This window comes from Rhizobium herbae, from assembly GCF_019511375.1.
Taxonomy (GTDB): domain Bacteria; phylum Pseudomonadota; class Alphaproteobacteria; order Rhizobiales; family Rhizobiaceae; genus Pararhizobium; species Pararhizobium herbae_A.
The window spans coordinates 1,025,969-1,037,998 of record NZ_JAEUAO010000001.1 but is presented as its reverse complement, the minus strand read 5'-3'; the positions used below and the strand labels follow the sequence as shown (position 1 = coordinate 1,037,998).

Sequence of the window (12,030 nt, the reverse complement as noted above, 5' to 3'; positions counted from 1 at the left end):
ATGCTGTTTCAACCTGATCAGGATAAACCACATCATGGCCTTTCTTGCCGACGCCCTTTCCCGTGTGAAGCCATCCGCCACCATCGCCGTTTCCCAAAAAGCCCGGGAACTGAAAGCCAAGGGGCGCGATGTGATCGGGCTCGGTGCCGGTGAGCCGGATTTCGATACTCCGGACAATATCAAGAAGGCAGCCATCGACGCGATCAACCGCGGCGAGACGAAGTACACGCCAATCTCGGGCATCCCGGAACTGCGCGAGGCGATCGCCAGGAAGTTCAAGCGCGAGAACAATCTCGACTACACCGCCGCCCAGACGATCGTCGGCACCGGCGGAAAGCAGATTCTTTTCAATGCATTCATGGCGACGATGAATCCGGGTGATGAAGTCGTTATCCCGGCGCCGTACTGGGTGTCCTACCCTGAAATGGTGGCGCTTTGCGGCGGAACTCCGGTGTTTGTCGCCGCGACACAGGAAAACAATTTCAAGCTGACGCCGGCTGATCTGGAAAGGGCGATCACGCCGAAGACCAAGTGGTTCGTCTTCAACTCGCCGTCCAACCCGTCGGGTGCCGCCTATACTCATGCGGAACTCAAGGGCCTGACGGATGTGCTGCTGAAGCATCCGCATGTCTGGATCCTGACGGACGACATGTACGAGCACCTGACCTATGGCGACTTCAAGTTCGCCACTCCGGTCGAGGTCGAGCCTGCCCTCTACGACCGCACGCTGACGATGAACGGCGTCTCCAAGGCCTATGCCATGACCGGCTGGCGCATCGGCTATGCCGCTGGCCCGCTCGCCCTCATCAAGGCCATGGACATGATTCAGGGCCAGCAGACGTCCGGCGCCTGCTCGATCGCCCAGTGGGCCGCCGTCGAGGCGCTGAACGGCACACAGGACTTCATCCCGGAAAACAAGAAGATCTTCGAAGGCCGCCGCGACCTCGTCGTCTCCATGCTCAACCAGGCCAAGGGTATCGAGTGCCCTTCGCCGGAAGGCGCCTTCTACGTCTACCCGTCCTGCAAGGGCCTGATCGGCAAGACCGCACCTTCGGGCAAGGTCATCGAAACCGACGAGGACTTCGTCTCCGAACTTCTCGAGTCCGAGGGCGTCGCCGTTGTCCACGGTTCCGCCTTCGGCCTTGGTCCCAACTTCCGGATCTCCTACGCGACTTCGGAAGAACTGCTGGAAGAAGCCTGCAAGCGCATCCAGCGCTTTTGCGCAGCCTGCAAGTAAGGCAGGAATGCGACTGACAACGAGCCCGCCGGAAACGGCGGGTTTTTTGTTGGGCGGTTTGCTGTGCGAAAGACTCGGGCAAGAGACCGCCGTTTCGGTGCGAGGTTAAGCTGTCAAGCGGTGGCCATCACTGTCTTCTTCGAATAACCTGATGGGGAGGCTGTCGGGGGCGAAGAACACCAATGCTGAAAACCTATTGCGGAAGTTGCCATTGTGGCGCGGTTCGCTTCGAGGCGGATCTCGATCTCAGCCGCGGCACCGGCAAATGCAATTGCTCGGTTTGTTGGAAGATGCGCCTCTGGACCGTCAAGGTGAGGCCGGAGGCGTTCCACCTGGTGGCCGGCGACGATGAACTGATCAACTATCAGTTCAATTCCGGCGTCGCGCATCATCTCTTCTGTCGGCACTGCGGTGTCCGCCCGTTCGAATGGGTGGACATTCCCAACATGACCGGCGCCAAATATTACAATATCAACATCGCCTGCCTCGACGACCTCGACATCGAAGAACTGATGGCCGCGCCGCTCACTTACTTCGACGGTCGCAACGACGACTGGGGTGCGACACCGGCCGAAACGCGCCATCTTTAGCCCTGTCTGCTATTTCCTGACATAGGCCAGAAGCCCCTCGACCAGCGCATCGAAGGTGACGCGGCAGCGCGGCGTCGTCTTCATGGTCTCGTGCATCACGACGAAGGTCTCCAGCGGCAATTCGAACTCGGTGGCGAGCAACCGCACGAGGTTCGGATCGCGCCTGGCAAGCTCCACCTGGCAGACGCCGATGCCGCAGCCGGCGCGGATCATCGCCATCTGGGCAAGGTTGCTGTCCGATTTCAGCGTCGGCCGCATGATGCCGAGGAGCGGCACGCGTTTGCGCATGGCGCGGACGAAGGCGCTTTCGCGGTCGAACCCGATCATTCGATGGTCGCGCAGATCGTCCAGCTTTTCAGGCACGCCGTGCAGGTCGAGATAGCGGCGGTGTGCGTGGAGCCCGAGCGGAATGCCGCCGATCCGCCGGGTGATCAGCGCGTCCTGTGCCGGCGCCACCATGCGCACGGCGATGTCGGCCTGCTGCCGCAGAAGATCCTCGACCTGGTCCGATACCGAAAGCTCGATGACGAGATCCGGGTGCCGTTCGTTGAGGGTGGCAAGCATCGGCGGCAGCACCTCGATGCCGATCACCTCGCTGGCGCTGATGCGCACCGTGCCGCGCACCGTCTTTCCCTGTCCGGTCGCCGCCCGCAGCAGTGCCGCCGCGTTGGCCGCCAGTTGCTCGGCATGCGGCTTGAGGTCGAGTGCGGCTTCCGTCGGGATCAGGCCCTGCGGCGAGCGAATGAACAACTGGAAGCCGATGATGCCTTCTAGAGCGTCGATATGCCGGCCGACGGTCGGCTGCGTCAGCCCCAGGTCGCGCGCGGCGGCCGACAGCGAGCCCTCCTTCATCACGGTCAGGAAGGTGCGGTAGAAATCCCAGCTCGGCTCGATTTCGCTCATTCGTTTTTGTATATCAGATAAAGAAATTTTGGCAATTTCGTTTAACCAAGTTTGCGATCAGGATCATCTCATCGAACAAGGAGACGAGACATGACCAGCCAAGCAAGACAGATTGCCCTCATCCTCGGCGCGACCGGTGGCATCGGCGGCGCGGTCGCCCGAACCCTGAAAGTCCGCGGCTGGACGATACGCGCCCTCCATCGCGATGCCGCCAAGGCCGCGGCAGGAAGCCCGGACTTCGAATGGGTGCAGGGCGATGCAATGAGCGCCTTGGACGTGCTTGCGGCTGCGGAAGGTGCAAGCCTGATCGTTCATGCCGTCAATCCGGCGGGTTACCGCAACTGGGGTACGCTGGTGCTGCCGATGATCGACAATACGATCGCCGCCGCCAAGGCGACAGGCGCGACCGTTCTTCTGCCGGGCACCATCTACAATTTCGGTCCCGACGCCTTCCCGCTGCTGCATGAGAAATCGCCGCAGAACCCGGTGACGGCAAAGGGAAAGATCCGCGCCGAGATGGAGCGACGTCTCGAGGCCGCGTCAGCGGAAGGTGTTCGCGTCATTGTGGTCAGGGCAGGGGATTTCTTCGGGCCTGGTGCTGCCAACAACTGGTTCTCGCAGGGGCTCGTCACCCCCGGGAAACCCCTCACCGCGGTGACTTATCCCGGCAAGAAAGGCAGCGGTCACCAATGGGCCTATCTGCCGGATGTCGCTGAAACGATGGCGCGGCTCGCCGATCGCCGCGAGACACTGCCCGCCTTTGCCGTCTATCACATGCAGGGTTTCTGGGATGATGACGGCACGAGGATGGTCGCTGCCATCCGCCGCGCCAGCGGCAATCCGCGCCTCAAGGTCAAGGCCTTTCCCTGGTGGATGATGCCGTTCGCAGCACCCTTCGTGCCGTTGCTGAAGGAATTGCGGGAGATGCGTTACACATGGCAAGAGCCGCTGCGCATGCCGAACGACCGGTTGGTGGCTGTCATCGGCGCCGAACCCTGGACGCCGATCGACGAGGCTGTGCGCACTACGCTCGCCGGCCTTGGCTGCCTGCCACCGGAGAAAGCCTCTTCGCAGCGCGCCTTGCCAGCGCCCCGCGTGTCGGAGATCGCTCGATCACGCCTCAGTTCTTGAAGACGATGCAGGCGCCGCCGCCCTTGCGGATCTCGCCGCAGACCGCCTCGGCCTCGCGCCTCGTCTCGCGGCCGATGCGGGCGGTGTAGCGCAGCCTGTTGCCGAAGGCGCGGTTGCGCTCCCGCTGGATCAGCGGTTTTTCCGCATTGAGCGGCGAGGGCATGCGCTTGATGGCGGCGAGGAACAGCCGCTGCGCAACGGATTTCTGGAAATGCGCCGAGAGTTGCGCGCCCCAGGGCGCCCAGTTGCCCTCTTCCTCGAACACCACGTCCTTCAGGCGGCGCTTGTCGGCAAGGGCGGTACAGGCATCGTAGAACGGCTTGTCCCGGTCGAGCCGCAGATCGAGCGTCTCCGGCGGATTGTCCTTCCATTCCTCCACCGGATGGGCGGTGATGGCGAGCACATAGGCGCGTGTCTCATAAGGAAGGTTGCCGGTGCGCAGAAATGTCTCCACCCCGCCTTCACCGGCATTGTAGGCGGCGGCCGCAAGGCCGAGATTGCCGAAGCGGTCACGCAGGTCATCGAGATATTCAGCCGATTTTCCCAGGGCTTCGAGCGCATCGAAGCTGTTGGAAAGGCCGCGCAGCTTCGCCGTCGAGGGGATGAACTGCGCGATCCCCTCGGCCCCCTTCGGGCTGACGGCATCTGGACGGAACAGGCTTTCCTTCCAGATCAGCCGTGCAAAGAAATCGGGCGGCAAGGCGTTAGTCTTGGCGAAATGGCCAAGGGCGGTGCAGATGTCGCGGCTGTAGCTGTGGGCGCGAACGCAGAGCGTCGTCTCCGTCGTGCTGGCGGAATAGATGCAGGGCGGCGCGCGCCATTCCGATTGGGCTACTGCGGTTGCGGGGGCTGCGGACGTGGTGACGATCAAGGCGACCGCAAAGAGTGCCGCGAGCCACGCCTGGTGATGCCATGGTCTTTCACGTCTCATCCGCTCAGCCATCCGCCAAACATCTCGACGGTCCTTGATAGCACCGATGCGGCGGAATCGGGAGACCGACTATCGGTGCTCCGGCAGGATGAGTTGCATGAAGGTCAGATCCAGCCAGCGGCCGAACTTGGTGCCGACCTCTTTCATCTGCCCGGTGATTTCGAAGCCGAGTTTCTCGTGCAGCCGGATCGAGGCTTCGTTGTTGGCCTCGATGCCGGCGACCATCACATGTTTGCCGCAGGCCGCCGCTCGCTCGATCAGGGCCAGCATCAGCATCCTGCCGATGCCGCCGCCGCGCCGGTTCCTCTCGACATAGACCGAATGCTCGACCGTATGGCGATAGCCGTCGAAAGCCCGCCAGTCGCCGAAGGAGGCATAGCCGGCGATCGTGCCATCATCGGCGACTGCCACCAGCACCGGATAGCCGAGCCGCCGGCGCTCGGCGAGCCAGCTTGCACGATTTTCGAGGTCCACCTGGGTGTCGTTCCAGATCGCCGTCGTGTTGACGACGGCGTCGTTGTAGATGTCGCGGATGGCGGGAAGGTCGGCCTCTTCGGCGTCGCGCAGATGCATCAAATCTCTCCGGCAGTTTGCCGATGCTCTAGGCTCTGACGGGGATGTTGTACAGCCCGATAAATCATGCCGAATAGCGGGGCGCTGATGGCTCGCAAATTCCGCCTCAGGGGCTTCAGGTTCCCGCTCAAAAAATCCCGCCCGGTGAAGGGCGGGATCCAGACTTTGGAATTGTTAGGCGACCTGCTTTTCAAGCACCGGATAGTCGGTATAGCCCTTGGCGCCGCCACCGTAGAAGGTCGCCTGGTCCGGGGTGTTGAGCGGTGCGTTGTCCTTGAGACGCTGCACGAGGTCGGGATTGGCGATGAACGGCTTGCCGAACGCGACGAGGTCGGTCTTGCCCTGTTCGACGGCCTCAATGGCAAGTTCGCGGTCATAGCCGTTGTTGGTCATCCATGCGGCCTTGCCGCCGGCCGTTTCATAGGCCTGGCGAAGGGCCTCGTAGTCGAACGGCTTTTCGCCCTGCTGGAAGTCGCGCGGGCCGCCCGTCGCACCCTCGACCACGTGGATATAGGCGAGCTTGTACTTGGCCAGCCCTTCGACGACGTAGGTGAACAGCGCCTGCGCGTCCGGATCGGACGAGTCGTTGGCAGGCGTTACCGGCGAAATGCGGATGCCGGTGCGGCCTTCGCCGATTTCCTTGGTGATCGCATCGACGACTTCCAACAGGAAGCGGGCGCGGTTCTCGATCGGTCCGCCATACTGGTCGGTGCGCACGTTCGAGCCGGACCGCAGGAACTGGTCGATCAGATAGCCGTTGGCGGCATGGATCTCGACGCCGTCGAAACCGGCGTCGATCGCTGCCCGGGCGGCCTTGCGGTAGTCCTCGACGATGCCCGGAATTTCGGAGAGTTCGAGCGCACGGGGCTCGGAGGTCTCGGCGAAGGTGCCGGTGCCGTCTTCATTGACCAGATAGGTCTTCGACTTTGCCTGGATGGCTGAGGCCGACACCGGCTTGCTGCCGTTCGGCTGCAGCGAGGTGTGCGAAATCCGGCCGACATGCCACATCTGCACGACGATCTTGCCACCGGCCTTGTGCACGGCTGTGGTCACTTGCTTCCAGCCATCCAGCGCTTCCTTTGTGTAGAGGCCGGGAACATCGGCATAGCCCTGGCCCTGATGGGTGATCGCCGTCGCCTCGGTGATCAGCAGGCCGGCGGTGGCGCGCTGCTCGTAATAGGTCACGTTCAGCGCGTTGGGCACGGCGCCCGGCGAGCGGTTGCGGGTCAGCGGTGCCATGACGACGCGATTGGCAAGCTCGATATCGCCGATCCTGATGGGGTCGAAGAGGGAAGCCATGGGAAGTCCTTTTGGTTCGTTGCGGGGGGAGGATAGAGGCTGGCGGGTCGGTTTCCCGTCAGAGTGTGTCGCCGATGTCTTTCAGGAACGCCCGGATTGTCTCCTCGTTGCGTTTGTAGAAAATCCATTGGCCGACGCGTTGCGTGGTCACGAGGCCTGCGCGCTGCAGGATCGCAAGATGGCTGGACACGGTCGATTGCGACAGGCCGCAGCGCTCGAACTGGCTGGCGCAGATGCCCATCTCGAAGGGGTGATGCTGGCTGGAAAAATGCGCGTCCGGTTCTTTCATCCAGCCCAGCATCTCCATGCGTTTGGGGTGTGCCAACGCCTTGAGGATTTCGTCTTTGTCCATCGGTCGCCTACGTATCGATAAATCTCGATATATCGATATATAGATCGTGGATTAGCGATATTCAAGTCACAACTTCTTGAAGGACCGTCGTCAGGGCAAAAAAAAGAGGGCCACGGGAAAAGCCGGGCCCTTTAGGTGTGAAGGTATAAACCTCCAGAGGGGAACAGCTGCTGCGGTGGCACTGGGAGGAAAAAGACCACCATCTGCATCAGCTAAAACCGATATGGGCAAGTGGCGCGAAGATTTCAATGCTGAGTGGTCGGGAAAAATTGCAACCGCAAGGATGTGCTTGAATTCAGGGCAAAAAAAAGAGGGCCACAAGAAAACTTGGGCCCTTTATAGTTATGAAGGTAATTAACCTCCAGAGGGGAACAGCTGCTGCGGTGGCACTGGGAGGAAAAAAGCCACCAAAATGCATCAGCTGCAGTCGGTATGATGGTTTTTTGGGCGAACCGCAATCATTTAATCTGCATGACAGCCATGTGTCGCACGCAGCTCTGCACACTTTTCAAGCGATTTAAATCGCCTATTCGAGGCGGATGATTTAGCTTTTGGGAAAAAATCAGTCAAAACAGTCGTTTGTCTAGAAGCAGTATAGAGAACATTTTTTGTGCAACTGCGAAGGCAGTGTCAGAAGCTCCAGTTGCGTGCCTTTGCGACGATAAAATCGCGGAAGACTTTCAGCTTGGCGGCGTTCTTCATCTCGTCCGGATAGCAGAAATAGGTGTCGAATGACGGAATGTCGGCACTGATCGGCAGTTGAATGAGGCCTGGATCGCGTCCGACGATGTAGTCGGGCATCATGGCGACGCCGATGCCGAGCAGGCAGGCGCGCTTGATCGAGGTCTGGCTGTTGATCTGCAGATGCGAGGGCCGGGGATTGTCCTGGTCGCGCCCGGCAATCTCCAGCCAGTTGACGTCGAGCAGGTAGTTGGGCGCCGGCTCGCCGAAGGTGATGATGCGATGGTTGTCCAGATCTTCGATCGACTGCGGCTCGCCGTATTTGTTGATGTAGGACGGCGCAGCATAAAGATGCATGTGTACGGTGAAGAGCTTGCGCTGGATCAGGTCGGATTGCTGCGGCTGGCGCAACCGGATGGCGCAGTCGGCGTGGCGCATGTTGACGTCCAGCTCCTCGTTGTCGAGGATCAGCTGAACCTGCATTTCAGGATAGAGCGACAGGAATTCCTGGACCTTGTCGGTCAGCCACCCCTGGCCGAGACCGACGGTGGTGGTGATGCGCAGCTTGCCGGAAGGCTTGTCGGTGGTCTCGGTAAGCTGGACCCTGACGCTTTCGAGCTTCATCAGCACTTCGTGGGCGGTGCGATAGAGAATCTCGCCCTGTTCGGTGAGGATCAGGCCACGGGCATGGCGATGAAAGAGCTTGATGCCGACGTCCTGCTCGAGCGAACTCACCTGGCGGCTGATGGCCGATTGCGAGAGGTGCAGCTTGTCGGCCGCATGGGTAAACGATCCCGCTTCCGCCGCCGCATGGAAAATGCGTAGTTTGTCCCAGTCTAGCGGCATGAAGCCCCCCATAGGCGCTTATGGCGGAAAACGGCCTCGTTGTTTCCCACCATAGAGCTGATTGTCTGTTCCCACTCTGGAGCGGGGATTCCCGCTCCAATTGTTCGCGGCTTCTATTCGGCCGCAATTGCGACGGGCATATGGCCCGCCAGATATTTTTCCGCTTCGAGTGCTGCCATGCAGCCCATTCCGGCCGCGGTGATCGCCTGGCGATAGATATCGTCGGTAACGTCGCCGGCCGCGTAAACACCCGGCACGTCCGTTGCCGTTGAATCAGGGGCAGTCCAGAGATAGCCGTTCGGCTTCAGGCGCAGCTTGTCCTTGAAAAGTTCGACCGCCGGCGCATGGCCGATCGCCACGAAGACGCCGTCGATCGGCATCTCGCTTAGCTCTCCCGTGCGGGTATTGCGCAGCTTGACGCCGTTGACAGACGCCGGCATTGGCGGCTTGGCCGGCGTGCCGAGATATTCGACCACCTCGTGATCCCAGATCACCCTGATGTTTTCCTTGGCGAACAGCCGCTCCTGCAGGATCTTTTCCGAGCGGAAGCTGTCGCGGCGGTGGATGACGGTCACAGTCTTTGCAAGGTTGGACAGATAGAGCGCTTCCTCGACGGCCGAATTGCCGCCGCCGACCACGATCACGTCCTTGTTGCGGTAGAAGAAGCCGTCGCAGGTGGCGCAGGCCGAAACGCCGAAGCCTTGGAAGGTCGCCTCGCTCTCGATGCCGAGCCACTTGGCCTTGGCGCCAGTGGCGATGATCAGCACGTCGGCCGTCCAGTCGGTGCCGCTGTCGGTCGTGAGCCTGAACGGCCGCACCGAGAGATCGACGCTGGTGACGAGGTCATTGACGATCTCGGCGCCGACATGTTGGGCCTGCTTGAGCATCTGCTCCATCATCCAGGGACCCTGGACCGGATCGGCATAGCCCGGATAGTTTTCGACATCGGTCGTGATCATCAACTGGCCGCCCTGTTCCATCCCGGCGATCAGCACCGGATTGAGCATGGCGCGCGCCGAATAGATGGCGGCGGTGTAGCCAGCCGGGCCGGAGCCGATGATGAGAACTTTGGTGTGTCGGGCAGTCATGGGCCGGTCCTTCGATCGCCTGAACGGTATAACATCGTCCGGCTTCGTCATATGGTGAGAAATTGTCCCTTAGTCTAGGGATTCCGGCAGCCTTGTTTCAAGGGCGACCCCGTTGATACACACAGATGTGTTGCGCGATTGCCCCGGTTTCGCGAGGTTTTTGTGCATGGCGCGCAAAGACGCTCTCGTTTTTTCATCCTAATACGTGTTACCGACAAAACTTGTGACAATCGCCGATCGGACAGACGTGGCAGTGAACAAGCGGCAATCCCCATACCCGTTTCGCAATCCCGGCGACTTCGATTACGGCCGCACGCTTTTTCACCGGTTCGGCACCTGGCTCGACAGCCGCCGCGTTTCGTCCCGCCGCAAGAGCAGGACCGAAACGGTGCCATTGTCGCTGTTGTCGCCGCAAACCTTCCGGCCGTTGCGGAGCGCGGATGTTCCGCTGCTTTTCCTGGCGCATGACGATCTGAAATTCATGCGGTCGCTGCTGTTGCATTATCGCCGGCTCGGCGTGACCCGCTTCATCTGCGTCGACGATCAATCCGACGACGGCACGCGCGCGTTTCTCTGCGCGCAGCCGGACGTCGACGTCTGGACCTCCGGCGTGCGGTATCGCGAGGCAAGGCGCGGCAAGCTGTGGCGCGAAGCCCTGTTTGCCCGTTATGGCAAGAACCGCTGGTATCTAAATATCGACGCGGACGAATATCTCGTCTACGACCGATGCTTCGAGCGACCGCTGCCGCAACTGATCGCCCATCTCGAAAGTCTTGGCGTGCGCCGGCTCGCGGCACCGATGATCGACATGTATCCCGGGGGCGAGGTGAGCGCGTTCGCCTTCGACGGCTCGACGGATGCCATGCCCTGGGAGATTGCCGACTGCATCGACGGTAGCGGTTACGTCATCGAGAAGACCAAGCGCTTCCTCAGCCTTGCGGGCGGGCCGCGGCGGCGCAAGTTCGCTGCCGAAGCGGAGATGATGAAGTACCCGCTGATGTATTGGGACGACGAGTGCAGTTTCGGGATCAGCATCCATCAGCCGTTGCCCTTCGATCGCAATTTCTCGCCGATCTGCGGCGTGCTCCTGCATTTCAAGTTCTTTGCCGATTATCACGAGAAAACCCGTCAGGCGGTTGAGGACAAGCAGTATTTCGGCGGCGCGCGCGAGTATCAGCGCATTCTCGATACCGTGGCGGCCAGCGGCGAGCTCGATTTCGTCTATCAAGACACGCTGAAATATTCCTCGCCGGAACAATTGATCGAGCACGGCTTCATGCGCTCGGTCTGGTCTGCCGACCGGCCCGCGGAGGTTTAACGGCCGTGCGCATCGGATCGCTTTCGCATTATTACTGTCTCCTTCGCGGGCTTGTTCTGCCGGGCTATTTGCGCGTCGGCCGCAAGGCGCAGATCAAGCAGGGCGCGTCGATCGATGCCTACCGCGGCAGCGTGGTGATCGGCGATCGGTTCAAGATCCATCGAGGCGGTTTCATCGACGCGCAGAAGGGCACGATCGAGATCGGCTCGAACGTGTCGATCAATCCCTACAGCATCCTTTATGGTCTCGGCGGCATCAGGATCGGCAACGACGTGAGGATCGCCGCCCACGTCGTCGTCGTTTCGTTCGACCATCGTTACGACGAAGTCTCCAAAGCCATCACGATGCAGGGCGTCGTCGCCAAGCCCATCGTGATCGAGGACGATGTCTGGATCGGCGCCGGCGCGAAGATCCTGGGCGGCTCGCATATCGCCAAAGGCTGCGTCATCGGCGCGAATGCCGTGGTCAAAGGCAGGACGGAACCCTACGGAATTTATGTTGGCAGCCCGGCGCGGCTTTTGAAGTATCGCGGGCAATAACAAATACGGTCCGCGACATGCGGGATCGACAGGAAAAACGGGAAGCTCAACCATGGTGATGCGCGTCGACCTTGATGCTATCGATATGAAGATTCTGCGCGAGCTTCAGCATGACGGTCGGATGACCAATGTCGAGCTGGCAGAACGGGTGGGCATCTCGGCGCCGCCCTGTCTGAGGCGCGTGCGCAAGCTGGAGGAGGCCGGCATCATCCGCGGCTATCGCGCGCTCTTGAACGCACCGGCGCTCGGCTATGACCTTGTTGCCTTCTGCATGGTGGGCCTCAAGCACCAGTCGGATGCCAATCTCAAGGCCTTTGCCAAGCAGACGGCCAACTGGCCGCTGGTGCGCGAAGCCTGGATGGTCTCGGGCGAGTCCGACTTTCTCCTGCAGTGCGTGGCCGAAAACCTTGCAGCGTTTCAGGATTTCGTTATTGAGGAACTCACGGCCACGGAGAACGTCGATACCGTGCGCACGATGCTGACCATCCGGCAGGTCAAGGATGTTGCTCTGATAGAGATCTAGGCCGCTTCCGCGTCTCCGG

Annotated in this window: 13 protein-coding genes; 6 read left to right on the top strand and 7 right to left on the bottom strand. The window is 60.9% G+C overall.

Annotated elements, in window-relative coordinates; translation table 11 throughout:
- Positions 1 to 34: 34 nt before the first annotated feature.
- Positions 35 to 1,237 carry a pyridoxal phosphate-dependent aminotransferase gene (locus JNB71_RS05040; RefSeq protein WP_220370710.1) on the top strand — a complete coding sequence of 401 codons (1,203 nt, stop codon included), beginning with the start codon at positions 35 to 37 and terminating at the stop codon, positions 1,235 to 1,237.
- Positions 1,238 to 1,419: 182 nt separating this feature from the next.
- Positions 1,420 to 1,827, top strand: a complete 408-nt coding sequence (locus JNB71_RS05035) for a GFA family protein (RefSeq protein ID WP_220370709.1) — start codon at positions 1,420 to 1,422, stop codon at positions 1,825 to 1,827.
- 9 nt (positions 1,828 to 1,836) lie between these two features.
- Here the strand turns inward: JNB71_RS05035 and JNB71_RS05030 are convergent, their stop codons facing one another.
- On the bottom strand, positions 1,837 to 2,730 hold the full coding sequence (locus tag JNB71_RS05030) for a LysR family transcriptional regulator (RefSeq protein WP_220370708.1): 894 nt from the start codon (positions 2,728 to 2,730) through the stop codon (positions 1,837 to 1,839).
- A 90-nt stretch (positions 2,731 to 2,820) separates the two neighbouring features.
- Here JNB71_RS05030 and JNB71_RS05025 point away from each other — a divergent pair, with 90 nt between their 5' ends.
- The gene (locus JNB71_RS05025; RefSeq protein ID WP_220370707.1) at positions 2,821 to 3,861 is read left to right on the top strand and encodes an NAD(P)H-binding protein; all 1,041 of its coding nucleotides are present in this window, start codon (positions 2,821 to 2,823) and stop codon (positions 3,859 to 3,861) included.
- Here the strand turns inward: JNB71_RS05025 and JNB71_RS05020 are convergent.
- From JNB71_RS05020 to trxB, 6 genes are all read right to left on the bottom strand, one after another.
- Positions 3,851 to 4,792: a lytic transglycosylase domain-containing protein gene (locus tag JNB71_RS05020; RefSeq protein ID WP_223215748.1), complete on the bottom strand. Its 942-nt coding sequence runs from the start codon at positions 4,790 to 4,792 to the stop codon at positions 3,851 to 3,853. The two genes, JNB71_RS05025 and JNB71_RS05020, sit on opposite strands and share 11 nt — an antisense overlap.
- Positions 4,793 to 4,861: 69 nt before the next feature.
- A complete protein-coding gene (locus JNB71_RS05015; RefSeq protein ID WP_220370706.1) occupies positions 4,862 to 5,365 on the bottom strand; it encodes a GNAT family N-acetyltransferase in 504 nt (167 codons plus the stop codon).
- A gap of 174 nt (positions 5,366 to 5,539) precedes the next feature.
- Positions 5,540 to 6,664: an alkene reductase gene (locus tag JNB71_RS05010; RefSeq protein WP_220370705.1), complete on the bottom strand. Its 1,125-nt coding sequence runs from the start codon at positions 6,662 to 6,664 to the stop codon at positions 5,540 to 5,542.
- 58 nt (positions 6,665 to 6,722) lie between these two features.
- The gene (locus tag JNB71_RS05005; protein WP_220370704.1) at positions 6,723 to 7,016 is read right to left on the bottom strand and encodes an ArsR/SmtB family transcription factor; all 294 of its coding nucleotides are present in this window, start codon (positions 7,014 to 7,016) and stop codon (positions 6,723 to 6,725) included.
- Positions 7,017 to 7,646: 630 nt separating this feature from the next.
- The gene (locus JNB71_RS05000) at positions 7,647 to 8,543 is read right to left on the bottom strand and encodes a LysR family transcriptional regulator VtlR (RefSeq protein WP_220370703.1); all 897 of its coding nucleotides are present in this window, start codon (positions 8,541 to 8,543) and stop codon (positions 7,647 to 7,649) included.
- Between the two features lie 113 nt (positions 8,544 to 8,656).
- Positions 8,657 to 9,631, bottom strand: coding sequence for a thioredoxin-disulfide reductase (gene trxB, locus JNB71_RS04995; protein WP_112857291.1), 975 nt, complete (start codon positions 9,629 to 9,631; stop codon positions 8,657 to 8,659).
- A gap of 394 nt (positions 9,632 to 10,025) precedes the next feature.
- Between trxB and JNB71_RS04990 the strand changes: the two genes are divergently transcribed.
- From JNB71_RS04990 to JNB71_RS04980, 3 genes are read left to right on the top strand one after another with little or no spacing between them, the layout of a single operon-like run.
- Positions 10,026 to 10,949, top strand: coding sequence for a glycosyltransferase family 2 protein (locus JNB71_RS04990; protein ID WP_222857203.1), 924 nt, complete (start codon positions 10,026 to 10,028; stop codon positions 10,947 to 10,949).
- A gap of 5 nt (positions 10,950 to 10,954) precedes the next feature.
- Entirely contained in the window at positions 10,955 to 11,488 is a 534-nt protein-coding gene (locus JNB71_RS04985; RefSeq protein WP_346657238.1) for an acyltransferase, read from the top strand.
- 52 nt (positions 11,489 to 11,540) lie between these two features.
- Positions 11,541 to 12,011, top strand: a complete 471-nt coding sequence (locus JNB71_RS04980) for an Lrp/AsnC family transcriptional regulator (protein ID WP_220370702.1) — start codon at positions 11,541 to 11,543, stop codon at positions 12,009 to 12,011.
- Positions 12,012 to 12,030: the final 19 nt, after the last annotated feature.